We start from the raw sequence: 25,738 nt of genomic DNA on the forward strand, positions 1-25,738 counted from the left end.
ATGGTTAAACTTCCGAATTATAGCGCGGAATCGACCTATTCGGCAATGCAGCAATTCTACAAAAGTGGCGCTGATTTTGCCCAATCGTGCGTGGAAGCGGCGCGCAAACCGTGTTTTGCTGCTTTTGCGAAATAAAGAAAAAGGCACCCGCAGGTGCCTTTCCCTTGCAGCTACATGACGAGCCCGGCTGTTATTCGCCGGTCAGGGCGGCGATGCCGGCCTTCGCGATCTGCGCGTCCTCGGTCGACTTGACGCCCGACACGCCCACCGCACCGATCACGTGGCCGTCGACGATCACCGGCACGCCGCCTTCCAGCATGCCTTCCAGTTCCGGCGCGGACAGGAAGGACACACGGCCGTTGTTGATGATTTCTTCGTAGATGCGCGACTCGCGGCGGCCCAGCGCTGCCGTCCGGGCCTTCGCCGGGGCAAGATGCGAGGACACCGGCGGTACGCCGTCGAGGCGCTGGAACCACAGCAGGTGCCCGCCGTCGTCGACGATGGCGAACGCCACCGCCCAGTTATTGCGCAGCGCTTCGGCCTCGGCGCCAGCGGCGATCTTCTTGACGTCTTCGAGGGTGAGATAAGGCTTGGTTTTCATCTTGGTTCCTTTATTGTCCTTGCTGCTTGGCCTTGAGCTTGGCCTTGATCTGCGGCATGACGGCGGCTGCCGCCTGCTCGCCGGCGAGGATCGCCAGGTTGCGGTTGCTGAAGTCGGCGCTGCCCATGTTGCCGAGGTTCGGCGTGATGACGATGTCGGCTTCCTTCAGCTCGAAGTGATTCAGGCGTTGCCCCATGATGCTAAAGGTCTGCATCAGGACGTCAAGCGAGCTGGCGGTGGCGGCGCCTTCGGTGGCGCTGGAGATGTTCACCGCGATGATGAACTCGGCGCCCATGTCCTTGGTGAACTTGACCGGCACCGGCGCGACCAGGCCGCCGTCGACATAGGTCTTGGCGCCGATCTTCACCGGCTGGAACACGCTCGGCACCGCCGAGGAGGCCCGCACGGCCATGCCGGTATTGCCCTTGTTGAACAGGATCGGCTGGCCGGTCTTGAGGTCGGTGGCGACGGCGCCGAAGCGGATCTTCAGGCGCTCCATCGGCACGTTGTTGACAGCCTTGTTGACGTAGCTCTGCAGCGCCTCGCCCTTCAGCACCCCGGTCGACTTGCCGAACAGCGGCAGCGCCCAGTCGGAGATCGTGGCCTCGTCCATGGCCAGCGCGGTCTTTTGCAGCGCGAAACCGTTCAGGCCGGAGGCGTACAGGGAGCCGACCACCGAGCCGGCGCTGGTGCCGACCACGATTTCGGGCACGATGCCCTGGGCTTCGAGCGCCTTGATGACGCCGATGTGGGCGAAGCCGCGGGCGGCGCCGCCGCCGAGGGCCAGGCCGATTCTCACCTTGCGTGGCGGCGGGGGCGGCGTCACCTGCTGGGCGACGGGCGTTGCGGGAGGCTGGGTCGGGGTGCTGCCGCAGGCGCTCAGGAACAGCGCGGCGCAGGCGATCAGGGAGCTACGGCGAGAGAACATATGGGGTGCTTGAGCGAACGAAACACGATTGTAACCTGAGTCATCCGCAGGCCGCTCAGCAAGCCTGGTTCTGCGGACAAAGAAGGCAGGACTTGGGGAGGAAAAAAGACGGCGAATACCGTTCGCGAACCGTGCCCAGTTTTTGTTTTTCTTCCCGATCACCAGTCCGACAGTGTGCAACTACCGCTCGAAACCTGGCGGTGCCAAACGAGCCGTACCGGCGCTGCGGTTCGCCGCAAACTCAAGCCAATATTGATTCTTCCTGGCACCACCTATATAGTTCACCTGCAGCGATGTTAAAAACCGAGGCCCCTAGCCAATTTTTCGTCTGTGCTAGTGCACGCTTAGTGGACTGTAGGACTATATAGGGTAAAGAGCCGTCGGGCTCGCGATTACGCACTGCATCGCGGGATCTCAAGACTGTGCTGGGCTGCCCTTTGGGCAGCCCTTCTTTTTGTTGTTGATCGACCGTGGATCCGTCAACCTCTCATACGTCGCCCATCCGCGAGCGTCGCGCTAAGTAACTGGCTAGGCCTCGATCGAACCCTAGCCCGGCAGCGAGGTATTCGGCAACACCGCGGTGAAACTGCTCCCCTGCCCCGGTACCGAACTGATCTGCAATCGCCCGCCGTGCCGGAGCAGCACGTGCTTGACGATCGCCAGGCCGAGCCCGGTGCCCTGGGTCTCGCGCGAGCGGCTCTTGTCCACTCGGTAAAAACGTTCGGTCAGCCGTGAGATATGGATCGGCTCGATCCCGATGCCGCTGTCCGTGACCGTGAAGCGCAGATCGTCCGGTCCACGGCTCCAGGCCAGCCGGATGCTGCCGCCGTTCGGCGAGTAGCGCACCGCATTCGAGGCCAGGTTGGCAAAGGCGCTGCGCAGCTCTTCCAGGCTGCCCATCACGTCCGGTCCGTCGAACGCGACTTCCACCCCATGCCGCCCGCCCGACAGGGCGCGCGCCTCCGCCGCCACCGAGTCGACCAGCGCGCGCATGTCGACCCGTTCGCGCTTGAACGGGAACTCGTCCGACTCCAGGCGCGACAGGGTCAGCATGTCGCCGATCAGGCGCTGCATGCGGTGCGCCTGCTCGGTCATCAGCTCCAGGTGCGCGGTGCGGGTGGCCACGTCCAGGCCCGGATCGGACATCGCGATCTCCAGGAAGCCGACGATCACCGTCAGCGGCGTGCGCAGCTCGTGCGAGGCGTTGGCGATGAAGTCGCGGCGCATCGCTTCGATGCGTTCGGTATCGGTGGCGTCGTGCGTGACCAGGATCTGGCGCCGGTTCTCGAACGGGATGATGCGGCACTCGAGCTTGCGGCCGCGGAAGGACAAGGTGAGCGGCTGCTCGTAGCGGCCCAGGATCACGTAGTCGATGAATTCGGGGTGGCGCACCAGGTTGGTCACGCGCAGGCCCTTGTCGCGCGCCATGGTCAGGCCCAGGTGGCGCTCGGCCGCCTCGTTGCACCATTCCAGGAACAGGACGTCGTCCATGATCGCCACGCCTTCCGGCAACAGCTGCATGGCCTGGCGGAAGCGCGCCAGCCACTCGGCCATCTCGGCCTGGTGGCGCTCGTCCTCGCGCCGCAGGCGGTACAGGCGCGCGAACACGTCGGTCCAGGCGCCCCAGCCGTCCGGCAAGCGGCTCGAGTGCGGGTGGTTCAGCCATTCGCCCAGCTCGTGCAGGTAGCGCAGCTGCACGAACAGCGCGATCACCAGCGCCGCCAGCGCGAAGACCAGGGCCTCGACCAGGCTCGCCATCCACCAGACGATGCCGGCAGCGGCGAACATCAGGCCCAGGCGCAGCAGTGCCGGCACCCAGAACAGCAGCTTCGGGTTCATCGAGCGCATCGCCGCCCTTTACTTCTCGGACAGCATGTAGCCGACGCTACGCACGGTGCGGATCAGGCCATCGGCGCTCCGGAGCGCCTTGCGCAGCCGCAGCACGTGCACGTCCACCGTGCGCTCCTCGATCACGGCATGGTCGCCCCACACCTTGTCGAGCAGCTGGGCGCGCGAGAACACGCGCTCGCGGTGCGCCAGCAGGAACTTGAGCAGCTTGTATTCGGCATTGCCGATCTCGATCTGCTGGTTCTCCACCGTCACGGTGCAGCTGTTCGGGTCCAGCACCACGCTCCCGGCGCGCAGCGGCGCCTCGGCCAGGTGCGGGCTCTTGCGGCGCAGCAGCGCGCGGCTCCGGGCCAGCAGCTCGCGCGGCGAGAACGGCTTGGTGACATAGTCGTCCGCGCCGGTGTTCAGGCCGGCCAGCTTGTCTTCTTCCATGCTCTTGGCGGTCAGCATGATGACCGGGATCTCCTGGAAATCGCGGTCGCCGCGCAAGCGCGACAACAGGCGCAGGCCGCTCTGGTCGGGCAGCATCCAGTCCAGCAGCACCAGGTCGGGCTTGCCGCGCGTGATGCTGTCCCAGGCGCCGCCCACGGTGTCGGCGCTGCGGATGTCCCAGCCCGCTTCACGCAGCGAATACTTCACCAGCTCGACGATCGCGGGTTCGTCTTCGACCACCAGGACGCTCGTGTTGTCCGCCATGCCTAGACACCCGCCTGTTCGGTCGGCGCCGGCTTGCTGTGGCGGATGTCGCGCCCTTCCACCACGTAGATGACATATTCGGCGATGTTCTTGGCGTGGTCGCCGATGCGCTCGATGGCCTTGGCCACCCACAGCGTGTCCAGCGCCGACGAGATCGTGCGCGGGTCTTCCATCATGAAGGTGATCACGTTGCGCATGATGGTGCGGAACTCGTGGTTGATGACTTCGTCCGCCGCGATCAGTTCGAGCGCCTGCTTGCCGTCCAGGCGCGCGAAGGCATCCAGCGCGCCGTGCAGCATGTCGGAGGCGGCGCGCGCGATGGTGCGCACGGTGTCGTAGTGGGCGAAGGACCCGCCCCCGCGTTCGTGCAGGCTCTTGGTGCTGCGCGCGATCTTGGTGGCCTCGTCGCCGATGCGTTCCAGGTCGGTGATGACCTTGATGGTCGCCATCACGGTGCGCAGGTCGTTCGCGGTCGGCTGGCGGCGCACGATCAGGTGGCTGCAGGCGTCATCGAGCTGCACTTCGAGCTGGTTGACCGCGTGGTCGTCGGCGATCACGCGCTCGGCGCGCGCCGCGTCGCCCGCCCGGAAGGCTTCCATCGCCTCGTCGAACGCGGTTTCCACCATGCCGCCCATCAGCAGGACCTTGGAACGAATCGCTTCCAGCTCCTGGTCATACTGTTTGGATGAATGCTCGCCAGTCATATACTGCTCTCCAGTCAGGTTCGTATTGTTCGGTCAGCCGAAACGGCCAGTGATGTAGTCTTGCGTTTCCTTGCGAGCCGGATTCATGAAGATCTGGTCAGTCTCGCCGAATTCGACCAGTTCGCCAAGGTACATGTAGGCGGTATAGTCGGAACAGCGCGCGGCCTGCTGCATGTTGTGGGTCACGATGGTGATCGTGTAGTCCCGCTTCAGTTCGCTGATCAGTTCCTCGATCTTGGCGGTCGAGATCGGGTCCAGCGCCGAGGTCGGCTCGTCCAGCAGCAGCACGTCCGGCTTCACCGCGACGCCGCGGGCGATGCACAGGCGCTGCTGCTGGCCGCCCGACAGCGACAGGCCGCTCTTGTTCAGCTTGTCCTTGGCTTCCTCCCACAGGGCCGCTTTCTTGAGCGCCCATTCGACGCGCTCGTCCATTTCGCCTTTCGAGAGGTTCTCGTACAGGCGCACGCCGAAGGCGATGTTGTCGTAGATCGACATCGGGAACGGGGTCGGCTTCTGGAACACCATGCCGACCTTGGCGCGCAGCATGTTGACGTCGACGCCCGGCTCGAGGATGTTACGGCCGCGGTACATGATCGAACCCTCGGCGCGCTGCCCCGGATACAGATCGTACATGCGGTTCAGGGTACGCAGCAGGGTCGACTTGCCGCAGCCCGAGGGCCCGATGAAGGCCGTGACCTGCTTGTCGTGGATGTCGAGCGACACGTCTTTCAGGCTCTGCGTCTTACCGTAGAAGAAGTTCAGGCCTTCGATCTCGATCGTTTTGCTCTTGGCAGCGGTCGGCACCTGGTTTTGCATAGCTTGGGTCATCACTTATTAAAGGTAGATTAACGCGGAGTCTTCTGGCTGAACAGGGTCCGCGACAGGATGTTCAGCAGCAGCACGGTAAAGGTCACCAGCAGCGCGCCGCCCCAGGCCAGCGAACGCCAGTCGTCGTAGGGGCTCATCGCGAACTGGAAGATCACCACCGGCAGGTTGGCCATCGGCGCGTTCATGTCGTTGCTGTAGAACTGGTTGTTCAGGGCGGTGAACAGCAGCGGCGCGGTTTCGCCCGAGATGCGGGCCACGGCCAGCAGCACGCCGGTGACGACGCCGGCCTTCACGGCGCGCAGGCGCACCGTCATCGCCACCTTCCAGTGCGGCGCGCCGAGGGCGTAGGCTGCCTCGAGCAGGCTGTTCGGCACCAGGCGCAGCATGTTGTCGGTGGTGCGCACCACCACCGGAATCGCGATCAGCGAGAGCGCGATACTGCCGGCGTAGCCCGAGAAGTGCTGCACGTTGGCGACGTAGAGGGCGTAGACGAACAGGCCGATCACGATCGACGGGGCAGAGAGCATGATGTCGGTGACAAAACGCGTCACCTGGGCGAAGCGGTTGTTCTCGCCGTATTCGGCCAGGTAGATGCCGGCCAGGATGCCGATCGGGGTGCTGACCAGGGTCGACAGGCCGACCATCATCAGGCTGCCGACGATGGCGTTGCGCAGGCCGCCGCCTTCGCTGCCCGGCGCCGGGGTATCGGCCGTGAACATGTTCCACGAGAGCGCGCCGAGGCCGTTGATCAGGAGGGTCGCCAGGATCCAGGCCAGGAAGGCCAGGCCGATGCCCATGGCCAGGATCGACAGGACGATGCCGATGCGGTGCGCCAGCAGGCGCTTGCGGTAGACCGGGTTCTTTGCAGTGGTAGTCATTATTTGGTGCCTTCCTTGCGCGACATCCCGACCAGCATCAGCTTGGCGGCCGACAGCACGATGAAGGTGATGGCGAACAGGATCAGGGCCAGGGCGAACAGCGAGGACGAGTGCAGCGGCGTGGCGGCCTCGGCGAATTCGTTGGCGAGGGTCGAGGAAATCGAGTTACCGGCCGAAAACAGCGACCAGGACAGGTCGTGGGCATTGCCGATGACAAAAGTGACGGCCATGGTCTCGCCCAGCGCGCGGCCCAGGCCCAGCATGACGCCGCCCACCACGCCGTTGCGGGTATAGGGCAGCACCACCTTGCGCACCACTTCCCACTTGGTGCAGCCGAGGCCATACGCCGATTCCTTGAGGACGGTGGGGACGATCTCGAACACGTCGCGCATCACCGAGGCGATGAAGGGGATGATCATGATTGCCAGGATCAGGCCGGCGGTCAGGATGCCGATGCCCATGGTCGGGCCCTGGAACAGCTGGCCGATCACCGGCAGCTGGCCGATGGTATTCTTCAGCAGCGGCTGAACGTGGTCGGCGAACAGGGGCGCGAACACGAACAGGCCCCACATGCCGTAGATGATGGACGGCACGCCGGCCAGCAGCTCGACCGCGGTGCCCATCGGGCGGCGCAGCCACACCGGGCAGATTTCGGTCAGGAACAGGGCGATGCCGAAGCTGATCGGGAAGGCCACCGCCAAGGCGATGATCGAGGTGGCGAGCGTGCCCCAGATCGCGATCATGGCGCCGAACTGGTCGCCCACCGGATCCCATTCCACGCGCGAAATGAAGCCGGCGCCGAACTCCTTGAAGGCCGGCGCCGCGCCGATGGCGAGCGAGACGATGATCCCGACCAGCACCAGGAGAACCGAGGCCGCGAACAGCAGCGTGATCTTGTGGAAGAAGAAGTCCTGCATGCGCTGCTTGCGCATGGTCTTGCGCAGCGCCTCGGACTGGTGGGCTGCTTCGACCGCTGCCGGATCGGCCAGGTCCTGCAGCGTGGCGGATGGTTGTACGCTCATAGATTTTTGTCAATCTTTCTGGCAAACGGAAGGGCCGGAGCTGCCGGCCCTCCCTCGCACTTCTTATCGAGGGTGATTTACCAGACCGCCTTGCCCGCCGCGTCCTTCAGGTTGGCACGCCAGGCGTCCTGCACCAGCTTGGTCACGCTGTCCGGCATCGGCACGTAGTCCAGTTCGGCGGCTGCGGCGCCGCCGTTCTTGTAGGCCCAGTCGAAGAACTTCAGCACTTCCTTGGCGGTCGCGGCGTTCGGCTGGGTCTTGTGCATCAGGATGTAGGAGGCGCCGGTGATCGGCCAGCTCGCCTTGCCCGCCTGGTTGGTCAGCACCACGGCGAAGCCCGGGGTGCCGGCCCAGTTGGCGCCGCTTGCGGCAGCCTTGAAGGCGTCGTCGCTCGGTTGCAGGAAGACGCCGTCCTTGTTCTGCAGCTGGGTGTGCTGCATGCGGTTCTTCTTGGCGTAGGCCCACTCGACGTAGCCGATCGAGCCCTTGATGCGCTGCACGTTGGCGGCCACGCCTTCGTTGCCCTTGCCGCCCACGCCCACCGCCCACTTCACCGCGGTGCCGGCGCCGATCTTCGACTTCCATTCAGGGCTGACCTGCGCCAGGTAGTCGGTGAACAGGAAGGAGGTGCCCGAGCTGTCGGCGCGGCGCACCACGGTGATGTCGTCGGCCGGCAGCTTGACGCCCGGGTTCAGCGCGGCGATCTGCGGCGCGTTCCACTTGGTGATCTTGCCCAGGTAGATGTCGGCAAGGACGGCGCCCGAGAGGCGCACCTGGCCCGGGGCCACGCCCGGCAGGTTGATGATCGGGACCACGCCGCCCATGATGGCCGGGAACTGGAACAGGCCGGCGGCGTTCAGCTCGGCGGCCGGCAGCGGCATGTCCGAGGCGCCGAAGTTCACGGTCCTGGCCTTGATCTGCTTGATGCCCGCGCCCGAACCGACCGACTGGTAGTTCAGGCCGGTGCCCGATGCCTTCTGGTACAGCTCGGCCCATTTCGCGTAGACCGGATACGGGAAGGTCGCGCCGGCGCCGGTGATGTTGGCGGCCTGGGCGCTGGCAGCGATGCTGGTGGCGGCGATGGCGACGGAGACGAACAGATGCTTCATGCGCATGATGGATCCTTTAGAGAGGTCCGGGACGGGTCCCGTTTCATTGACGCTGCGAAGTCTACTGGCCGAATGTGACAAGTTGATGACAGATGTAATAATCCAGCCGATGGCGCTATCTTGACGCAGTCCGGCAGTCCTGTCACACACTGCCGGAGGATATAAAATTATTCAGCTGCCCGGCCTAGCTGCGCCCTTGTAAATACGCCGCCCTCTGCTAAGCTGGAAATGTGTTCTTCATAGGGAGGGGATGCTGAAAAGCGTTAGTGTTTATGTTCAGCGTAATGGTGTTTGGCATACTCAGCGGCCTGGCCGGGCTGGTCGCCTTCGAGATCTGGCAAGAGATCCGTGGGGGCTCGGAAAAGCTGCACGATCACTATCACGAATAGTGTCGGCCCGGATCACCGGGTCATGTCATACGGCGAAAAAAGCGGCGAGGCCCGATGGGCGCTCGCCGCTTTGTATTGTGCCGCTCGATCTGGTCAGCGCAGGAAACGTGCCACCGCCGTCATCGCCGCCAGTTCCAGGTTCAGGAACTGGAAGCCGACCTTGAATTCGCCATTGCTGAAAATGCAATACAGCGCCTTGGCGCGTGCGCTGATGGGCACAATGTTGCCGTCGACCAGCAGGTCGAAGCTGAGCTGGCCGGCCTGCCCGACCAGCAGCGGGTCCGGCAGGTTGATGCTGACGCCATTGGCGCCGAGGTCGCTGGTGCGGCCGCTGACGGGCGCCGCGCCTTCCATGGCCACGCGCGCACGCACGCGCAGCACCTTGCGTTCGGATTTTCTTTGTTCGTTGAACACGTTAGACACTATTAACGGATGAGCCAGGCAATATTATAAGTACTCAGTCGAGCTCGCGCAGCTTGGTGAAGGCCTGGTCGATGCGCTCGACAGCGACGATGGTCATGCCCTCGATCTTCTGCTTGGGCACGTTCCCTTTCGGGATCACCGCGATCGAGAAGCCGAGCTTGGCCGCTTCGCGCAGGCGCTCCTGCCCGCGCGGCGCCGGCCGGATTTCGCCGGCCAGGCCGACTTCGCCGAACACCACCAGCCCGCGCGGCAGCGGCTTGTTGCGCATCGACGAGTTGATCGCCAGCAGGACCGCCAGGTCGGCCGCCGGCTCGGTGATCTTCACCCCGCCCACCGCATTGATGAACACGTCCTGGTCGAACGCCGCGATGCCGGCATGGCGGTGCAGCACGGCCAGCAGCATCGCCAGGCGATTCTGCTCCAGGCCGACCGACAGTCGACGTGCATTCGGCAGGTGGCTGGCGTCGACCAGGGCCTGGATCTCGACCAGCAGCGGGCGCGTGCCCTCCTGGGTCACCATCACGCAGGAACCCGGCACCTGGCTGTCGTGCTGCGACAGGAACAGCGCCGAGGGATTGGAGACGCCCTTCAGCCCCTTCTCCGTCATGGCGAACACGCCCAGCTCGTTCACCGCGCCGAAGCGGTTCTTGATGGCGCGCACCAGGCGGAAGCTGCTCTGGGTATCGCCCTCGAAATACAGCACGGTGTCGACAATGTGCTCGAGCACGCGCGGACCGGCCAGCGCGCCCTCCTTGGTCACGTGGCCGACCAGGATGATGGTCACGCCGGTCTGCTTGGCCACCCGGGTGAGCTGGGCCGCGCATTCGCGCACCTGGGCCACCGAGCCCGGGGCCGAAGTGAGCGCGTCCGAATACAGGGTCTGGATCGAGTCGATCACCGCCACTTCGGGTTTCAGGTCGGCCAGCGTGCCGAGGATTTTTTCGAGCTGGATCTCGGCCTGCAGCTTGAGCTCGGCCGAATCCACCGACAGGCGGCGCGCGCGCAGCGCGATCTGGGCGCCGGATTCCTCGCCGCTCACATACAAGGTGTTGCGGGTGGCCGCCAGGTTGGCCAGCGCCTGCAGCAGCAGGGTCGACTTGCCGATGCCGGGGTCACCGCCGATCAGCACCACGCCGCCGGCCACCAGGCCGCCGCCCAGCACGCGGTCGAATTCCTCGATGCCGGTGCCGAAGCGCGGCACGTCCAGGGCTTCGATGTCCCGCAGTGACAACACAGGCGCGGTCTGTGCGAGGGCCTTGTGCGCTGTCTGCGACATGCGGTTCACGCCCTGCGGCTCGGCGACCGTTTCCACCATCGTGTTCCAGGCCTTGCAATCCGGGCACTGGCCGGACCAGCGGCTGGCGACGGCGCCGCACTCGCTGCAGACAAAAGAGGTTCGTGACTTAGCCATCGGTTCCCATTCTTCCTTCCATCACACGCACCCGCGGGGCGAGGGCGCACATCAGTTCATAGCCGATCGTGCCGGCGGCATGGGCCACCTCGTCGACCGGCAGGCCGTCGCCCCAGAGCGTCACCTTGCTGCCGACCCTGGCATTGGCGATCGGGGTCAGGTCGACCGTCATCATGTCCATCGAGACCCGGCCCACCAGCGTGGTGCGCACGCCGTCCACGATCACGGGGGTGCCGTGCGGCGCGTGGCGCGGGTAGCCGTCGGCATAGCCGCAGGCCACCACCCCCACCGTCATCGGCCCTAGCGCCTCGAAGCGGCTGCCGTAGCCGACCGTGTCGCCCGCCTCGATGTGCTGGATGCCGATGACCTCGGAGCGCAGGGTCATGGTCGGCAGCAGGCCATAATCCAGGGCCGAGCGGCCGCCCGGGGTGCCGCCGTACAGCATGATGCCGGGGCGGACCCAGTCGTTCGACAGGGCATCGCCCAGCTCGCCCTGGTGCAGCACCCCGCCGGAATTCGACAGGCTGCGCTCGCCCGGCAGCTCGCCCGCGCCAAACTGGAAGCGGCGCACCTGCTCGGCGATGGTCAGACGCGGATGCTCCAGCTCGTCGGCATTGGCGAAGTGGGTCATGTGGGTGATGTGGCGCACGTCGGGAATGGCGCGCACGCGCCGGTAGGCCGCCTCGTACTCCCCCGGCGTGAAGCCCAGGCGGTTCATCCCCGTATTCATCTTCAGGTGCACGTCGATCGGGCGGAAATGCCGGGTGTATTCCAGCATCTTGATCTGCTCGATGTTATGCACCGCGCTATTGATGTTGTGCTCGGCCAGCATCGGTACGTCCGAGGCGTCGAAGATCCCTTCGAGCAGCAGGATCGGCTTGGTCCAGCCATTCTGCCGCAGCCACAGGGCGCCTTCGGTCTCGACCAGGGCCAGGCCGTCGGCCTGGGCGAAGCCGCGCATGCCGCGCTCCAGGCCGTGTCCGTAGGCGTTGGCCTTGACGACCGCCCAGATCTTCGCATGCGGCGCCTCCATGCGCGCGCGCTGCAGGTTGTGCTGCATCGAGTCGAGGTGGATGGTGGCGGAAAGCGGGCGTGGCATGGCGAAAACCGGCGTAATGGCCGCAGTGCGGGAAAGGGTCTATTTTACCGGACCGGGCGCGGCAGCGCTTTTGACATGCCGGGTTTTCTTTTGGCGCAAGGGGCATTCATGGTATAAAGCAACTCGAACCAGTTTTTACTCTTTTCGAATGAACCGTGGCTTTTATACCATCATGGCGGCGCAGTTCTTCTCGTCGCTGGCAGACAATGCGCTCCTCTTTGTCGCAATCAGTCTGCTGACGTCGATGAACGCCCCGGCTTCGCTGACACCCCTGCTGAAGCTGTCATTCGTCCTGTTCTACGTGCTGCTGGCCGCTTTCGTCGGCGCCTTCGCCGATTCGCTGCCCAAGGGCCGCGTGATGTTCATCGCGAACCTGATCAAGATTTCCGGCTGCGCGCTGATGTTCCTGACCGTGCACCCCCTGCTCGCCTATGCCGTGGTCGGCTTCGGCGCGGCGGTCTACTCGCCCGCCAAGTACGGCATCCTGACCGAACTGCTGCCGCCCGAGAAGCTCGTTCCCGCCAACGGCTGGATCGAGGGCTTGACCGTCATGTCGATCATCCTCGGCACCGTGGCCGGCGGCGCCCTGGTGAGCGAGCGCGGCGCCAATTTCCTGCTGGGCCTGGACCTGCCGGGCGTGAGCACCGGCGCCGAAGCGGCGATGGCGGTGGTGGTCGGCGTCTACATCCTGGCGGCCCTGTTCAACCTGCGCATTCCGGATACCGGCGCGCGCTACGAACACCAGGAGCGCAACCCGGCCAAGCTGATCGCCGACTTCGCCAACTGCTCGGCCACCCTGTGGCGCGACAAGCTGGGCCAGATCTCGCTGGCCGTCACCACCCTGTTCTGGGGCGCCGGCGCGACCCTGCAATTCATCGTGCTGAAATGGGCCGAGCGCTCGCTGCACATGCCGCTCGACAAAGCCACCAACCTGATCGGCGTGGTGGCGATCGGCGTCGCGCTGGGCGCGGCGATGGCGGCGCGCATGATCCCGCTGCGCAAATCGCTCACCGTGATACCGCTCGGGATCATCATGGGCCTGGTCGTGTGCAGCATGGTCTTCGTGACCACGGTGAGCCTGGCCTACCCGCTGCTGGCCCTGATCGGCTTCCTGTCGGGCTTCTTCGTGGTGCCGATGAACGCGCTGCTGCAGCACCGCGGCCACGTATTGATGAGCGCCGGCCACTCGATCGCGGTGCAGAATTTCAACGAGAACCTGTCGATCCTGACCATGCTGGCCCTGTACGCCATCATGATCACGCTGAACCTGGACCTGGACATCATCATCGTCATGTTCGGCCTGTCGGTGGCGGGCATCATGTACTTCATCGGACGCCGCCATGCGGCCAACCAGCGCGAGCACGATTCGCTGGCGCTGATCGGCGAGGAAAAGCACTGATTCATTCTACGTATCACAGAGCCGCAAAGCATATGTGATACGTATCACCGTTTAGGGCACCGCCTGCACCATCCGGCGCGCGGCGGCGCGTTCGCGCCAATCGTTCGGCACGATGAAGCCGCGCTCGATCTCCTCGATCTGCCCGGGCGTATGGCGCACCACCGCGACCAGCACCGGTGTCGACGAGGTCTCGAACTGGGCCGACAGCTCGGCATGCAATTGGGCGCGGTTCAGCATCCAGGTGGCCGAGGCGGCGCGAAACGGCGCCAGCCACTGCAGGCGCGGCAGCATCAGGAATTCTTCCCCGGCCAGGCCCTCGATCTCGTCCAGCGCGCACCAGAAGCCGCGGCAGTGGCCGGCGGCGATCCCGCGCATGGCGGGCCAGGAACCGGACGGATAGAACAGCCAGCCCTTGACCAGCGCACGCGCCCGGGATACCGGCCGCGGCAGCAGGGCCTGCGCGGCCGGATGCCCGCCCAGGCTGAGCTGGCGCTCGAAGACCTTGCGCATCTTGAGGCCCAGGCTGTCGGCCAGGTTGGGGCCGACCAGGGCGTCGAACTGTTGTCCGCCCTCCCCGTCCAATAAATAGAACTTGGTCGCGAACTCGATGTGTTCGACCGCATCCGGCCCGTCTTCCAGCAGGAAGTCGAATTCGCCGATGGTGTCGTTACGGTTGGCGCGCACCTGCAGGCCGTGGGCGACCAGGCGCCCGTGCTGCGCGAAATAGAAGGCCATCAGCTTTTCGGCATACAGGCCGAGGCGCGTGTGGATCTTCGCGCCCAGGGCTTCGTCGAGCAGGGTGGGATCGTAATCGAGGCGTTTGAGCCAGTCGGCGAGCTCCGGGGTCACGGGGCCAGTGGTGGCGATGCGGCCGGCCCACTGCGGGTCGTTCGCATCGAGCAGGTCGGGGGCGTCGAGCAGCCAGGCCAGCGCCCGCACCCGGGCGCGCCGCAGGTGGCCCCAGCGGCGGTGGAAGCCTAGCTGGTAGGTGTCAGCCGGCGCGTCCATCTGCCGCCGCCCTGGCCCGGCACAGGTCCGCCCAGGCCAGCGCCTTGTCGGCCCCGCGGCGCAGCAGTTCGCCCGGATGCAGGGTCGCCACCAGGGGCACTTCGCCCAGCCGGTGGACCACGCCGCGCGAACCGGCCAGCGGTTCGGAAAGCGGCTTGCCGAGCAGGCCGTCGGTGGCCACCTGACCCAGGGTCAGCACCAGGCCGGCCCCCGTCAGTTCGCGCTCGCGCTCCAGGAAGGGACGGCAGGCCGCCACTTCTTCCAGGGTCGGGGCGCGGTCGCCGCCCTTGGCATTGGCAGGACGGCATTTCACCAAAGGAGTCACATAGACATCGGCCTCGCGCGACATGCCGACCGCCGCCAGCATGTTGTCGAGCAGCCTGCCCGGCTCGCCGGTCAGCGGCTGGCCGGCCTTTTCGTCCGCCGCGCTGGCCGTGCCGGCGGCGACCAGCCAACGGGCCTGGCGCGCGCCGGCGCCGAGCACCGGCTTGCGGCCTTCGCTGCAGGCGCTGCAATGCCGGCAACTGGCGACGGCCTGGCGCAGGGCGGCCCAGTCCATGCTGGAAACGTCAAGGCGTTCCGGTTCGGCTTCGACGCCCCAGGCGCTGTCCTCGCTCGGCGGCGGCGTCCATGCCGGGCGGGCCGCCGGTTCGGCGACCTGGCGCGGCATCGGGGGCGGCGCCAGGGGCTGGGCCGGCGCCGGCGGCGCAGCTTGCGCCAGCTCGGCCGGCGCGGGTTCCGGCTCGGCCTGCGGCGCCGCTTCCACCGCGGCCTCCGGCACGGCGCGCAGGCTCCACAGCGGGCCGATGCCCATCTCGGCCAGGAAGGCCGCGTCGCGGTCGCCGATGTGCTTCACTGCGCGGTTCACAAGTCGATCCTCATCACGATGGCATCCTCGCGCTGCCCGCCGTGCGCCGGATAGTAGCCCTTGCGGCGGCCGATCTCGCGGTAGCCGTAGCGGCGGTAGACGGCGAGCGCGCGCTCGTTGGACGGGCGCACCTCGAGCAGGATGGACGCCATGCCCTGCTCGCGGGCGCGCGCGCCGATCCGGTCCAGCAGGTGGCGCCCCAACCCCTGGCCCTGGCGTCCGGCGGCCACCGCCACGTCGAGCAGGTGGGCCTCGTCGACCGCATACATCAATAGATAGTAGCCGGCCAGCCGGCCTTGCGCGTCGCGCGCGGTCCAGGCGTCATAGCCGCTGGCGAGCGACTCGCTGAAGTTGGCGCGGCTCCAGGGATGCGGGAACACGCTGCATTCGAGCGCATGCACCTCGTCCACGTCGGCAGCCTGCATCGGCGCGAACGTCAAGCCAGAAACGTCTAACAAGACGGTCATGCCCCGGCCTTCGCGGCATTGATGGCCTGGCGCTCGGCGCTGGTGTAGGCCACCTTGTTGCGCAGGTAGAGCGGCTGGGCCTGGGCCGGCGGCACGCCCAGGCCGGCGGCCAGGGCCGGCGCCCCCAGCAGCGCCAGTTCGCGCGCGTGCGGCAGGATGTCGTCCAGCGCGCCCGCGGCGAAGGCCTTGCCGGCAAACGCTTCCGGGTAAGCCGAGAATCCGTTGCCGCAGGCAGCCAGGCCCTCGGCCGGCAGCGGCGCCAGATCCTGCGGCGCGCACAGCGCGGGCGCGGCGACCTCGGTCCAGGCGCCGCGCGCGGCATCGTGCCGGTACTGCGCCCAATACACTTCGCCCATGCGCGCGTCCAGCACCGCCAGCACCTCGTTCGCCCCGGTTCGGGCGCGGCAGGCTTCGGCCATCGCCTCCAGGGTCACCAGGGGCAGCACCGGGAGATTCGCGCCGAAGGCCAGGCCCTGGGCCACGCCGCAGGCGGTGCGTACGCCGGTGAAGGAGCCGGGACCGGCGCCGAAGGCGATCGCGTCGCAGTCGGTCAAAGCCAGGCCGGCTTCGCGCAGCAGTTCCTGCACCATCGGCAGGACCGATTGCGAATGGGTGCGCACGCCGGAGGTGGAACGGGCGATGACGTGGTCCCCGTTCAATAGCGCGCAGGAGGCGAGCTCGGACGAGGTTTCAATGGCGAGAATCGTGGACATGCCGGTATTTTACCCCCTCGGCCGGGGGCCTGGCCACGGCCCGGGCGCCCGGCGCGCACATTCCCCCGTGAACACACGGTACAATCCGGCTCATGCAAAGCCTGACCCTGGATTCCGACAACCGCGCGCGCATCGCCGCCGCGATAGCGGGCGACGCCCTGACGGTCGCCTGCCTGTGCGCCGCCTGGTGCGGCACCTGCTCGTCCTACCGCGCCACCTTCGAGGAACTGGCCCTGCGCCACCTCGACAAGACCTTCGTCTGGATCGACATCGAGGACCAGGCCGACATCGTGGGCGACCTCGACGTGGAAAACTTCCCTACCCTGCTGGTGCAGCGCGGCGACACGGTCGCGTTCTTCGGCACCATGCTGCCCGACGGCGCCGTGGCCGACCGCCTGGTGCAGGCCCAGGCCGAGACCTCACAGGAAGAGCTGGCGCGCCTGGCCGCATCCAGCGAGGAACGGCGCGCCTGGCAGCGCGACTGCAACCTGCGCGTCCTGCTGGCTACGTAGGGTGGGCGGGTTCCCCGCCCACGCGGTGATAGCTAGCCGCGAGATCATCCGGTACGAAAACGGAGCCGATAACGATCACCGCCTGGGGTAATCCGGGCCAATGGCCCGGATTACGAGCCGCCCACCCTACGATAAACGCAGCGGCAGGCTGCGCAGCCGCTGCCCGGTCAGCTTGAACACGGCCGCCGCCACCGCCGGCGCGATCGGCGGCACCGCCGGCTCGCCCACGCCTTCCGGATGCGCCAGGCTGGGCATCACGATGGTGTCCACCACCGGCGCCTCGTGCATGCGCAGCACCGGATAATCGCCGAAGTTCGACTGCTCTACCTTCCCATCCTTGATGGTGATCTCGCCGTGCAGCGCGGCCGACAGCCCGAACAGCACGCCGGACTCCACCTGCTGGGCGACGATGTTCGGGTTGACCGCCAGCCCGCAGTCGATCGCGCACACCACGCGGTGCACGCGGATCTGCTTGCCTTCGACCGAGACCTCGGCCACCTGGGCCACCGTGCTGCCGAAGGAGCGGTGCAGGGCCACGCCGTGCGCGCGCCCTGCCGCCGGCTGCCCCGCCTTGGCCACCGCCGCATCGAGCGTCGCCAGCGCGCGCGGATGCTTGCCCAGAAGCGCGCGCCGCATGGCGACCGGGTCACGCCCCGCGGCATGCGCGACCTCGTCCAGAAACGCCTCCTTGAAAAAGGCATTGTGCGAATGCCCGACCGAACGCCAGTAGCCGAGCGGCACAGGACTGTCGACGATCACGTGGGCGATGCGCTGGTTGGCGATCGCGTACTGCATGTCGTATTCGCCTTCGGCGGTGGTCTTGTCCGGGCCCACGCCCGGCAGAGCGAGGTTGCGCGGGAAATACTGGTGGCCGATGGCGCCGCTGGCCGACTTGTTGTCCCAGGCCAGGATCTCCCCCTTGGCGTCGAGGTGGGCGCGGAAGCGCGCCAGCGCCGCCGGGCGGTAGACGTCGTGGGTGGTGTCGTCCTCGCGGCTCCAGACCAGCTGGACCGGTTTCCCATGCATGGCCATGGCGACCGTCACCGCCTGCGCCACCATGTCGGCTTCCAGCCGGCGTCCGAAGCCGCCGCCCAGCAGCATCACCTCGATGTGCACGTCCTCGCGCTCGACGCCGGCCACGCGCGCCGCCACGTCCACCGCGACGCTCGGCACCTGGGTCGAGGCCCACAGGCGCACCCTGGCGCGCCCCTGGACGTACTCGACCTGGGCGGTGCAGTTGACCGGCTCCATGGCCGCATGCGCCAGATAAGGCGCACGGTACTCGGCCGTCACCGTGAGCGCCACCCCGTCCACGTCCTGGCTGCCCGCCTCATGGTAGACGTAGCCGCTTTCTTCCTCGAGGGCGCGCGCGAAGTCCTCGAACACGGATTCGCTGGAAAGCTTGCTCGTGTCGCCGACCTGCCACTTGACCAGCAGCGCCTGCGCGGCCTGGTGCGCCTGCCACCAGGTGGTGGCCACCACGGCCACGCCCACGCCCAGGCCGCTGCGTTCGTCCATCAGGCCCGGCATCGGCACCACCTGCAGCACGCCGGGCATGGACTCCACCGCCTTGCCTTCGTGCCCAACGAGGGTGGCGCCGATCACCGGCGCCATCTTGACGGCCGCGTACACCATGCCGGGCACGCGCGCGTCGATGCCGAAGCGCGCGCTGCCGTCGGCCTTGGCGCGGCTGTCCAGGCGCCCCGCGGGCTTGCCGATCAGGCGGAAGTCGCGCGGCTCCTTCAGGCGCACGTCGCCGGCCTCGATGCCGGCGCCGACCCGCGCCGCATGGGGCGCCAGCGCGCTGTAGCCGGCGCGGCGCCCGTCGGGATGCAGGACGAAACCGTCCTCGGTGCGCAGGCGCGCAACCGGCGCTTGCCACTGTTCGGCCGCCGCCTTGAGCAGCATGGCGCGCGCCACCGCGCCGGCCTCGCGCATCGGCAGCCAGGCATCCTTGACGCTGGTCGAGCCGCCGGTGAACATGATGCCCAGCTCGCGCCCGAGCTTGGCCATCAGCCACTGCGCGCCCTGGCGCGTGCTGCCGCTGTCGTCGGGGTGGAAAGGCAGGTTCTCGCGCAGCACCGTGAGGTTGGCGAAGATCTTGTCGATCGGGGCCTGGGCGATGCGCACGCTGGACAAGGGCAGGTCGAGCTCCTCGGCCACCAGCATCGGCAGCGCGGTATGCACGCCCTGCCCCATCTCGCTGCGCGGCACCACCACCGAGACCGCGCCGTCGGGGGCGATGGCGATCCAGCCGTTCAGGCCGACCGTGTCGCCGCCCAGCGCCAGCGGGCGCGATGCATGCAGGCGCTGGCGCGGCGGCTGCACGCCCCAGCCGACCAGCATGGCGCCGCCGGCGAGCAGGCCGCCCAGCAGGAAACGGCGGCGCCTGAGCTTGACGCCTGCGCGCGGCGCGCCCGCCTCAGGCTTCGCTTCCTTCGGCTGCGCCGGCTTCGTGCTTCGTTCGATCGTGTCCATGTGCTTGTGTCCGTCCCCAGCGCGACAGTATATCGCCAGCCGCGACCGGCCGGCTGTAGAGGTAGCCCTGGGCCTGGCGGCAGCCGTGCCGCAGCAGGAAGGCGGCCTGCTCTTCGTTTTCCACGCCCTCGGCCACCACCGACAGGTTCAGGCTCTTGCCGAGCTGGATGACGGCCACCGCGATCGCCTCGTCGTTGGCGTCGACCAGGATGTCCTGGATGAAGCTGCGGTCGATCTTCAGGGTCTGCACCGGCAGCTGGCTCAGGTAGGCCAGCGAGGAATAGCCGGTGCCGAAGTCGTCGATCGCCAGCCCGACGCCGACCGCGCGCAGCTCGTTGATGTGCTGCAGCGCGTCGGACGTGTTCATGATGACCGACTCGGTCACCTCCAGCTGCAGCCGTCCCGCCGCCAGGCCGGTTTCCTGCAGCACCGCGGCCACCACCGGCGCGATGCTGCCGCGCTCGAACTGGCGCACCGACAGGTTGACCGCCATCTTCGGCACCGTGAGGCCATCCCGGTCCCAGCGCCGCATCTGGGAGCAGGCCTCGGCCAGCACCCACTGGCCCAGCTGGCTGATGAAGCCGGTGTCCTCGGCCACCGGGATGAAGCGCACCGGCGCCACCCGGCCCAGTTCCGCGCTGTCCCAGCGCACCAGGGCTTCGACGCCGACCAGGCGCCCGGTGTCGATCTCGACCTGGGGCTGGTATTCGAGGAAGATCTCGCCCTTCTCGATCGCGCGGCGCAGCAGCGACTCCAGGCGCAGGCGCATGGCGCCCTCGCCGCTCATCGAGGGCGCGTAGAACTGGTAGCCGTTGCGGCCGCGCGCCTTGGCCTGGTACATGGCGACGTCGGCATTGCGGATCAACATGTTCAGGTCGGTCGCATCCTGCGGGAACAGGCTGATGCCGACGCTGCCGGTGACGAACAGTTCGTAGCCCGACACGGTGAGCGGCTGCTCGAACAGGGCCATCAGCTTCTCGGCCACATGGGCGGCGCCCGGACCGCCGACGTCTTCCAGCAGCACGATGAATTCGTCGCCGCCCAGGCGCGCCAGCGTATCGCCTTCGCGCAGGCAGGCGGACAGCTGCCCCGCCACCTGCTTGAGGAGCAGGTCGCCCACGTGGTGGCCGAGGGTGTCGTTGACGTTCTTGAAGCGGTCCAGGTCGATGAACAGCACCGCCAGTTGCTGGCCCGCGCGCGCGCAGCGGACCATCGCATGCTGCAGGCGGTCGTGGAACAGCAGCCGGTTCGGCAGCGCCGTGAGCGGATCGTGGTGGGCCAGGTGGTCGAGCTTGTCCTGCGATTGCTTCACCTCCGTGATGTCGCTGAACACGCAGACGTAGTGCGTGACCTCGTCATTGTCGTCGCGCACGCTCGACACGGTGAGCCATTCCAGGTAGCACTCGCCGTTCTTGCGGGTCTCCCAGCGCTCGCCGCGCCAGAAGCCGGCTTCCAGCAGGTCGCGCCACATCTGCCCGTAGAGCGGATCGTCGTGGCGGCCGGGGCGCGTCAGGCTCGATTGCTGGCCGAGCGCTTCCATCTCGGTGAAGCCCGTGATCTGGGTGAAGGCCGGATTGGTGGCAAGGACGCGGCCGTGCACGTCGAGCACCATGACGCCGTCGGCGATGTGCTCGAGCACCGTGGCCGACAGGCGCAGCTTTTCCTCGGCCAGCTTGCGCTCGGTGATGTCGGCGAACACCCAGATGCTGCCCTCGTTCGGGCGCGCGCTGTCCAGCGCGCAGCCGCTCACCAGGAGCCAGAAGCTGCTGCCGTCGCGGCGCCGGAACTGGATCTCCTCGCCGGCATCCAGACCGCCCGCGATCTTCGGATACTGTTCCAGCCACAGGCGCTCGTACTCGGCGCGCCCCGGGAACAGGAGCTCGGTCGACCGGCCCACCAGCTCGGCCTCGCCATACCCGAACAGCGCCTCTGCACGCCGGTTGGCCGAGACGATGCGGCGCTCGCGCACGAACAGCACGCCGAACATGACGTTGTCCAGGATCGCACCCTGCTCGGTGAGCAGGGCCTCAATGCGCATCTCGTCGTGCTTGCGCTCGCTGATGTCGTAGATGATGCCGTCGACCCGGAATTCCTCGCTGCCCCACTCGCCCTGCGGCTGGCCGCTCTCGAGCACCCAGCGCTCGATGCCGCCGGCGTCGATGATGCGGTATTCGATCTCGTAAGGACTGCCGGCCGCCAGCGCGTCCCTGGCCGCATGGCGCTGCATGCGCCGGTCCTCGGGATGGATGATGTTGGCCCAGTCGTCGGTGGTGGCCAGCATGAAGCGCTCGGCCGGGTAGCCGGATATCTCCTCGATGGCCTCGCTGACGAAGTCGATGTGGCCGCCCGGGCGCGCACGGAACACGGCGCCCGGCACCTGGGCGACGATGGTGCGGAACTGCTCCTCGCGCCGGCCGATGTCGGCGAACAGCTGGCCGATCGCCGTGCGCATGCGCTCCATCTGGCCGCCCAGGCGCCCCAGCTCGTCGCCAGCCGGCAGCGCCAGCGGGGTATCGAAATCGCCGCGCGCCAGCCGATCGGAGAAACCGGTGAGGGTGCGCAGGGGCGAGAGCAGGCGGCGCCGGATCAGGAGCGCGATCAGGAGCAGGGACACGCCCAGCTGGATCGCCAGCACCAGCGCGTAGTTGCGCTGCTTGGCGCGCAGGTCCTGCAAGGCGAGGTGGTCGCTCATTTCGATCAGCACGTGGCCGATCGTCTGCCCACGGACCACCACGTCGCGCTCGGCGCGGTAGAGACGCTCCCCGGGCGGCGCCGGCGCACGGCGGTCGATCACCGCCGCCTGCGCCAGGTCGCGCACCGTCACGCGCACGATCGCCGGGTCGCGCACGAAGGAATCGAGCAGCGAACCTACGGCTTCGACGTTCATGTCCCATAATGATTCCTGCACGCCGAGCGCCAGGGTGTCGGCGTTGCGCTGCACCGCATCGTTCAGGCCCTTGATCGCGGCTTCACGCTCCTGCACGCCGATCAGGAACCAGCCGCCGGCCACCGCCGGCACGGCCAGGCCGACGAATACCACCAGCAGCAGCGCACCGTGGATCGAACGGCCGTACAGCTTGCATAGCCTGGAAGGCAGGTCGCGGAATGAAGAACGTGGCTGGAACATCGGGTGTCGACCTGTTCCCGCCTTCCGGCAGGAATTTACTCAAGGCAATGGGATGTTCGATTATGCATGCCGGATGACCAAGAGTCATCAAATTGCTTATTTACAGCTAGGCACTCGTATCCAGATGTCGGCAGGACGCGACAAGACTTGTTATGATTGAATCTTTCGAAGGAGAAACTATGATCCTGTCCATGTATTCCGCTTCGGTCCCCGTATTCCAGAAGATGCTGCGCGCCCTTGCCGGCGTGCTGGAAAAAGCCGAGGCCCACGCCCAGCAGCACAAGATCGAGCCGGCCGCCCTGCTGCAGGCGCGCCTGTTCCCGGACATGTTCCCGCTGGTGGGCCAGGTCCTGATCGCGACCGATTTCGCCAAGGGCGCGAGCGCCCGCCTGGCAGGCGTGGAAGTGCCGCGCTACGACGATACCGAACAGAGTTTCGCCGAACTGCAGCAGCGCATCACCAAGACCTTGGGCTACATCGAGTCGCTGCCGCGCGCAGCCTTCGACGCGGCCGGCGAACGCGCCGTCACCCACGGCGCCGGTGAGCGCGCGCGCCAGTTCGAGCGCGGCGACGACTACCTCACCGGCTTCGTGCTGCCGAACTTCTTCTTCCACGTGACGACCGCCTACGCGATCCTGCGCCACAACGGAGTGCCGATCGGGAAGCGCGACTTCCTGGGTCTCTGATCTCTATATAGAGAGAGTGGGTTCAGGTATTCCGGCGCGGGTAGCCCTGCGCCAGGATCCGCACCCACACCCGTTCCTTCTCCTCGGCGCTCATCGCCACCCACTGCGCCACCTCGACGTAGGTGCGGCCGCAGCCGCGGCAGACTTCGTCGAAGGTGGTCGAACACACCGCCACGCAGGGAGTGTCGGGGCGCTGCGGGAGCGCCCCGACAGGGCGCTGCGGCGCGCCGTCCGAATCAGCGTGCCGGTCCGACATCGAGCTTGTCCCAGCCTTCGTGGCCGAGCTTTTCCATGGTATCGATATTCTTCTCGAAGATCTCGGAAGCTTCCGGGAAGGCCTCGACCGCACGGTCGATGCTGTCCTCGCGCAGCAGGTGCAGGATCGGGTACGGCGCCCGGTTGGTGTAGTTCGCGATGTCGTTCGGATCGGTGTCCGCGAACTGGTAGTCCGGGTGGAAGCTTGCCACCTGCAGCTCGCCGTCGAGCTGCATGTCCTCGACCGCGGCATCGGCCACGTCCAGGAATTCGTTGTAGTCCTCGAAGTCGGTCAGCACGAAGGGATGGATCAGGAGGGTCGTGTCGACCTCCTCGGCCGGGGTGTCGGACAGGTGCTGCAGCTCGTCCATGAGCTGCTCGAGCAAGGCTTCCGGCGTGGTCGCGCTGGACACCACGTAGCGCACCTGCTCCTTCACGTAAACGGACTTGGCGAAGGGGCACAGGTTCAGGCCGATGACGGCCCGTTCCAGCCAGCGGCGGGTGGCGGCGACGATCGCGTCGTCGTCCGCATTCGGGTTTGCGGTACGCATGGATGACAAATAATAAGGCGGTGGCAGAAGCCGGATTGTACGCACTCTTTGCGTCCCCTCATAGATTGACACCTTCCGGCGGCTAGGCTAGAGGCAGAACAGATGAGGAAGGGCCGGCCCTCCGACGGGCCGGGATCGGCAGCCTCCTGCTGCGATCCGGCGTGCATCTCGCGGCAATTTCCGTTTTCATGATGTCAATTTACATAAATGAACTCTGGAAATTAATTTGTAACGATGAGTCCGCATGCCTTGACTGACTCGAGCATGACTACGTACACTGCCCCCTTGACCAGTACGTCCGTTCTCGGACGCAACATTGGAAAGCGATGCACGACATGATCCGCAAGACCGTAGCGACTGCCGCGCTGGCACTGCTGGCCACCTCCCCGCTCAGTTCTCCGTTCGCTTATGCGATGGACAACGCCTCCGTGGCCGCCGTATCGAATCCGGCCGCGAACGCGCTGAACGCCCGCCCTGCCGCGCCCCTGGCGCCCGGCCTGCTGAAGGTCGACGACTACAAGGAAACCGACGTCTGGGGCCGCATCCGCAGCGGCTACGCCATTCCCGACGTCGACAACAGCCTGGTGGCACGCCACACCCAGGCCTACAGCGCCCGTCCCGACAGCCTCAAGCGCATCTCCGGCCGCGCCTCGCCCTACCTCTACCACATCGTCCAGGAACTGGAAAAGCGCGGCATGCCGACCGAACTGGCCCTGCTGCCGGTGATCGAATCCGCCTTCAACCCGCAAGCCCTGTCCACCGCCGACGCAGCCGGCCTGTGGCAGTTCGTGCCGGGTACCGGCAAGGACTTCAACCTGAAGCAGAACATGTTCAAGGACGAGCGCCGCGGCGTGCTGGCCTCGACCGATGCGGCCCTCACCTACCTGCAGCGCCTGTACACCATGTTCGGCGACTGGCAGCTGGCCCTGGCGGCCTATAACTGGGGCGAAGGCAACATCCAGCGCATCGTCAAGAAGAACCAGGCGCTCGGCAAGGGCACCGACTTCGAGAGCCTGGCCGAGCTGATGCCGGCGGAAACCCGCAATTACGTGCCCAAGCTGCAGGCGGTCAAGAACATCGTCGCCAACCCGTCGCAATACAACGTGGCGCTGCCGGTGATCGACAACCAGCCCTACTTCACCGCCATCGACAAGACCAGCGACATCGACGTCGCCGTCGCGGCCCAGCTGGCCGAGATGTCGCTCGACGAGTTCCGCGCGCTGAATCCGCAGTTCAAGAAGCCGGTCATCACCGGCGGCGAAAAGACCAAGATCCTGTTGCCGAAGGAAAACGCCGAGAAGTTTCACCTGAACCTGGCCGGGTGGGGCCGCGAGCTGTCGACCTGGACCACTCACAAGATCACCAGTGCCCGCACCAGCATCAGCGCGCTGGCATCGAAGTTCGGCACCACCCCGGAAGTCATCCGCCAGGCCAACAACATCCCGGCCAAGTCGACCATCAAGGCCGGCTCGACCATCCTGGTGCCGAAGGCCTCGGCCTCGCAGGCCGGCGACATCGCCGAGAACATCATCGAGAACGCGGTGGTGGCCTTCGAAGCCGAGCGCAGCCCGCGCGTGAAGGCCAAGACCTCGCGTTACAAGGTCAAGGCGACCGCCTCGTCCAGCAAGCGCATCGCACGCAACACCTCGTCCAAGCGCAAGCAGCGCTGATCCACATCAAGGCCGGCACTTAGACCGGCCTTAAACCCCTCCCAGCAACGGCCGTCCAGGTGGACGGC

24 protein-coding genes are annotated in these 25,738 nt (G+C 66.7%); 4 read left to right on the forward strand and 20 right to left on the reverse strand.

Annotated features, from left to right (window positions below; all coding sequences use genetic code 11):
* Positions 1–190 precede the first annotated feature (190 nt).
* The 12 genes from ACK6C6_RS13375 to alr all read right to left on the reverse strand — a co-directional run bounded on the left by ACK6C6_RS13375 (position 191) and on the right by alr (position 11,936).
* The gene (locus tag ACK6C6_RS13375) at positions 191–601 is read right to left on the reverse strand and encodes a heme-binding protein (protein ID WP_209588416.1); all 411 of its coding nucleotides are present in this window, start codon (positions 599–601) and stop codon (positions 191–193) included.
* A 10-nt stretch (positions 602–611) separates the two neighbouring features.
* Positions 612–1,529, reverse strand: coding sequence for a patatin-like phospholipase family protein (locus ACK6C6_RS13380; RefSeq protein WP_409267708.1), 918 nt, complete (start codon positions 1,527–1,529; stop codon positions 612–614).
* Between the two features lie 546 nt (positions 1,530–2,075).
* Positions 2,076–3,368, reverse strand: coding sequence for a phosphate regulon sensor histidine kinase PhoR (gene phoR / locus ACK6C6_RS13385; RefSeq protein ID WP_409267709.1), 1,293 nt, complete (start codon positions 3,366–3,368; stop codon positions 2,076–2,078).
* 18 nt (positions 3,369–3,386) lie between these two features.
* Positions 3,387–4,073: a response regulator gene (locus ACK6C6_RS13390; RefSeq protein ID WP_313032765.1), complete on the reverse strand. Its 687-nt coding sequence runs from the start codon at positions 4,071–4,073 to the stop codon at positions 3,387–3,389.
* A gap of 2 nt (positions 4,074–4,075) precedes the next feature.
* Positions 4,076–4,777: a phosphate signaling complex protein PhoU gene (gene phoU, locus ACK6C6_RS13395; protein WP_027865010.1), complete on the reverse strand. Its 702-nt coding sequence runs from the start codon at positions 4,775–4,777 to the stop codon at positions 4,076–4,078.
* A 33-nt stretch (positions 4,778–4,810) separates the two neighbouring features.
* Entirely contained in the window at positions 4,811–5,605 is a 795-nt protein-coding gene (pstB, locus tag ACK6C6_RS13400; RefSeq protein ID WP_409267710.1) for a phosphate ABC transporter ATP-binding protein PstB, read from the reverse strand.
* Positions 5,606–5,622: 17 nt separating this feature from the next.
* The gene (pstA, locus tag ACK6C6_RS13405; protein ID WP_209588420.1) at positions 5,623–6,483 is read right to left on the reverse strand and encodes a phosphate ABC transporter permease PstA; all 861 of its coding nucleotides are present in this window, start codon (positions 6,481–6,483) and stop codon (positions 5,623–5,625) included.
* Positions 6,483–7,415 (reverse strand): phosphate ABC transporter permease subunit PstC, encoded by a 933-nt coding sequence (gene pstC / locus ACK6C6_RS13410; protein WP_229445999.1) that lies wholly within the window; start codon positions 7,413–7,415, stop codon positions 6,483–6,485. Before pstC ends, pstA begins: the two co-directional genes overlap by 1 nt.
* Before the next feature lie 167 nt (positions 7,416–7,582).
* Complete coding sequence (gene pstS, locus ACK6C6_RS13415) at positions 7,583–8,620, reverse strand: phosphate ABC transporter substrate-binding protein PstS (protein ID WP_409267711.1); 1,038 nt, start codon at positions 8,618–8,620, stop codon at positions 7,583–7,585.
* Positions 8,621–9,096: 476 nt separating this feature from the next.
* A complete protein-coding gene (locus tag ACK6C6_RS13420) occupies positions 9,097–9,417 on the reverse strand; it encodes a PilZ domain-containing protein (RefSeq protein WP_036215018.1) in 321 nt (106 codons plus the stop codon).
* 43 nt (positions 9,418–9,460) lie between these two features.
* Positions 9,461–10,837 carry a DNA repair protein RadA gene (gene radA / locus ACK6C6_RS13425; protein WP_409267712.1) on the reverse strand — a complete coding sequence of 459 codons (1,377 nt, stop codon included), beginning with the start codon at positions 10,835–10,837 and terminating at the stop codon, positions 9,461–9,463.
* Positions 10,830–11,936, reverse strand: a complete 1,107-nt coding sequence (alr, locus tag ACK6C6_RS13430) for an alanine racemase (protein WP_409267713.1) — start codon at positions 11,934–11,936, stop codon at positions 10,830–10,832. The genes radA and alr overlap by 8 nt, the downstream gene beginning before the upstream one ends.
* Before the next feature lie 148 nt (positions 11,937–12,084).
* Between alr and lplT the strand changes: the two genes are divergently transcribed.
* Positions 12,085–13,335, forward strand: a complete 1,251-nt coding sequence (gene lplT, locus ACK6C6_RS13435) for a lysophospholipid transporter LplT (protein WP_409267714.1) — start codon at positions 12,085–12,087, stop codon at positions 13,333–13,335.
* Between the two features lie 51 nt (positions 13,336–13,386).
* On the opposite strand, the gene ACK6C6_RS13440 is transcribed toward lplT, so the two are convergent.
* Genes ACK6C6_RS13440 through tsaB form a run of 4 tightly spaced genes read right to left on the reverse strand, consistent with a single transcriptional unit; the run spans position 13,387 to position 16,391 of the window.
* Positions 13,387–14,343: a DUF1853 family protein gene (locus tag ACK6C6_RS13440; RefSeq protein WP_409267715.1), complete on the reverse strand. Its 957-nt coding sequence runs from the start codon at positions 14,341–14,343 to the stop codon at positions 13,387–13,389.
* Positions 14,327–15,211: a uracil-DNA glycosylase family protein gene (locus ACK6C6_RS13445; protein WP_409267716.1), complete on the reverse strand. Its 885-nt coding sequence runs from the start codon at positions 15,209–15,211 to the stop codon at positions 14,327–14,329. Before ACK6C6_RS13445 ends, ACK6C6_RS13440 begins: the two co-directional genes overlap by 17 nt.
* Positions 15,208–15,678, reverse strand: a complete 471-nt coding sequence (rimI, locus tag ACK6C6_RS13450; RefSeq protein WP_409267717.1) for a ribosomal protein S18-alanine N-acetyltransferase — start codon at positions 15,676–15,678, stop codon at positions 15,208–15,210. Before rimI ends, ACK6C6_RS13445 begins: the two co-directional genes overlap by 4 nt.
* Positions 15,675–16,391 (reverse strand): tRNA (adenosine(37)-N6)-threonylcarbamoyltransferase complex dimerization subunit type 1 TsaB, encoded by a 717-nt coding sequence (tsaB, locus tag ACK6C6_RS13455; protein ID WP_209588427.1) that lies wholly within the window; start codon positions 16,389–16,391, stop codon positions 15,675–15,677. The genes rimI and tsaB overlap by 4 nt, the downstream gene beginning before the upstream one ends.
* 92 nt (positions 16,392–16,483) lie before the next feature.
* Here tsaB and ACK6C6_RS13460 point away from each other — a divergent pair, with 92 nt between their 5' ends.
* A complete protein-coding gene (locus ACK6C6_RS13460) occupies positions 16,484–16,903 on the forward strand; it encodes a thioredoxin family protein (protein WP_409267718.1) in 420 nt (139 codons plus the stop codon).
* Positions 16,904–17,029: 126 nt separating this feature from the next.
* Here ACK6C6_RS13460 and ACK6C6_RS13465 read toward each other — a convergent pair whose 3' ends face one another.
* Complete coding sequence (locus ACK6C6_RS13465) at positions 17,030–19,249, reverse strand: molybdopterin cofactor-binding domain-containing protein (protein ID WP_409268284.1); 2,220 nt, start codon at positions 19,247–19,249, stop codon at positions 17,030–17,032.
* A gap of 76 nt (positions 19,250–19,325) precedes the next feature.
* The gene (locus ACK6C6_RS13470; RefSeq protein WP_409267719.1) at positions 19,326–22,508 is read right to left on the reverse strand and encodes an EAL domain-containing protein; all 3,183 of its coding nucleotides are present in this window, start codon (positions 22,506–22,508) and stop codon (positions 19,326–19,328) included.
* 179 nt (positions 22,509–22,687) lie between these two features.
* On the opposite strand from ACK6C6_RS13470, the gene ACK6C6_RS13475 reads away from it, so the two are divergent.
* Positions 22,688–23,194: a DUF1993 family protein gene (locus ACK6C6_RS13475; protein ID WP_409267720.1), complete on the forward strand. Its 507-nt coding sequence runs from the start codon at positions 22,688–22,690 to the stop codon at positions 23,192–23,194.
* 22 nt (positions 23,195–23,216) lie between these two features.
* On the opposite strand, the gene ACK6C6_RS13480 is transcribed toward ACK6C6_RS13475, so the two are convergent.
* Both ACK6C6_RS13480 and ACK6C6_RS13485 read right to left on the reverse strand, forming a co-directional pair.
* Positions 23,217–23,450 carry a DUF1289 domain-containing protein gene (locus tag ACK6C6_RS13480; protein WP_409267721.1) on the reverse strand — a complete coding sequence of 78 codons (234 nt, stop codon included), beginning with the start codon at positions 23,448–23,450 and terminating at the stop codon, positions 23,217–23,219.
* Positions 23,431–24,000 (reverse strand): DUF1415 domain-containing protein, encoded by a 570-nt coding sequence (locus tag ACK6C6_RS13485; protein WP_209588432.1) that lies wholly within the window; start codon positions 23,998–24,000, stop codon positions 23,431–23,433. The genes ACK6C6_RS13480 and ACK6C6_RS13485 overlap by 20 nt, the downstream gene beginning before the upstream one ends.
* A 326-nt stretch (positions 24,001–24,326) precedes the next feature.
* Here ACK6C6_RS13485 and ACK6C6_RS13490 point away from each other — a divergent pair, with 326 nt between their 5' ends.
* Positions 24,327–25,670: a transglycosylase SLT domain-containing protein gene (locus ACK6C6_RS13490; RefSeq protein WP_409267722.1), complete on the forward strand. Its 1,344-nt coding sequence runs from the start codon at positions 24,327–24,329 to the stop codon at positions 25,668–25,670.
* Positions 25,671–25,738 lie beyond the last annotated feature (68 nt).

The sequence above is a fragment of the Massilia sp. BHUDP2 genome (assembly GCF_046236355.1).
Lineage (GTDB): Bacteria > Pseudomonadota > Gammaproteobacteria > Burkholderiales > Burkholderiaceae_D > Telluria > Telluria varians.

Bases quoted from the DNA above. Each gene is read 5' to 3' on its own strand.
- ACK6C6_RS13480 (WP_409267721.1), bottom strand. From the start codon at position 23,450: ATGTCGGACCGGCACGCTGATTCGGACGGCGCGCCGCAGCGCCCTGTC.
- ACK6C6_RS13380 (WP_409267708.1), bottom strand. From the start codon at position 1,529: ATGTTCTCTCGCCGTAGCTCCCTGATCGCCTGCGCCGCGCTGTTCCTG.
- alr (WP_409267713.1), bottom strand. From the start codon at position 11,936: ATGCCACGCCCGCTTTCCGCCACCATCCACCTCGACTCGATGCAGCAC.
- ACK6C6_RS13375 (WP_209588416.1), bottom strand. From the start codon at position 601: ATGAAAACCAAGCCTTATCTCACCCTCGAAGACGTCAAGAAGATCGCC.
- pstB (WP_409267710.1), bottom strand. From the start codon at position 5,605: ATGACCCAAGCTATGCAAAACCAGGTGCCGACCGCTGCCAAGAGCAAA.
- rimI (WP_409267717.1), bottom strand. From the start codon at position 15,678: ATGACCGTCTTGTTAGACGTTTCTGGCTTGACGTTCGCGCCGATGCAG.
- phoR (WP_409267709.1), bottom strand. From the start codon at position 3,368: ATGAACCCGAAGCTGCTGTTCTGGGTGCCGGCACTGCTGCGCCTGGGC.
- ACK6C6_RS13460 (WP_409267718.1), top strand. From the start codon at position 16,484: ATGCAAAGCCTGACCCTGGATTCCGACAACCGCGCGCGCATCGCCGCC.
- pstC (WP_229445999.1), bottom strand. From the start codon at position 7,415: ATGCGCAAGCAGCGCATGCAGGACTTCTTCTTCCACAAGATCACGCTG.
- lplT (WP_409267714.1), top strand. From the start codon at position 12,085: ATGAACCGTGGCTTTTATACCATCATGGCGGCGCAGTTCTTCTCGTCG.
- ACK6C6_RS13475 (WP_409267720.1), top strand. From the start codon at position 22,688: ATGATCCTGTCCATGTATTCCGCTTCGGTCCCCGTATTCCAGAAGATG.
- pstS (WP_409267711.1), bottom strand. From the start codon at position 8,620: ATGCGCATGAAGCATCTGTTCGTCTCCGTCGCCATCGCCGCCACCAGC.
- ACK6C6_RS13490 (WP_409267722.1), top strand. From the start codon at position 24,327: ATGCACGACATGATCCGCAAGACCGTAGCGACTGCCGCGCTGGCACTG.
- pstA (WP_209588420.1), bottom strand. From the start codon at position 6,483: ATGACTACCACTGCAAAGAACCCGGTCTACCGCAAGCGCCTGCTGGCG.
- tsaB (WP_209588427.1), bottom strand. From the start codon at position 16,391: ATGTCCACGATTCTCGCCATTGAAACCTCGTCCGAGCTCGCCTCCTGC.
- phoU (WP_027865010.1), bottom strand. From the start codon at position 4,777: ATGACTGGCGAGCATTCATCCAAACAGTATGACCAGGAGCTGGAAGCG.
- ACK6C6_RS13470 (WP_409267719.1), bottom strand. From the start codon at position 22,508: ATGTTCCAGCCACGTTCTTCATTCCGCGACCTGCCTTCCAGGCTATGC.
- ACK6C6_RS13440 (WP_409267715.1), bottom strand. From the start codon at position 14,343: ATGGACGCGCCGGCTGACACCTACCAGCTAGGCTTCCACCGCCGCTGG.
- ACK6C6_RS13390 (WP_313032765.1), bottom strand. From the start codon at position 4,073: ATGGCGGACAACACGAGCGTCCTGGTGGTCGAAGACGAACCCGCGATC.
- radA (WP_409267712.1), bottom strand. From the start codon at position 10,837: ATGGCTAAGTCACGAACCTCTTTTGTCTGCAGCGAGTGCGGCGCCGTC.
- ACK6C6_RS13465 (WP_409268284.1), bottom strand. From the start codon at position 19,249: ATGCTGGTCGGCTGGGGCGTGCAGCCGCCGCGCCAGCGCCTGCATGCA.
- ACK6C6_RS13485 (WP_209588432.1), bottom strand. From the start codon at position 24,000: ATGCGTACCGCAAACCCGAATGCGGACGACGACGCGATCGTCGCCGCC.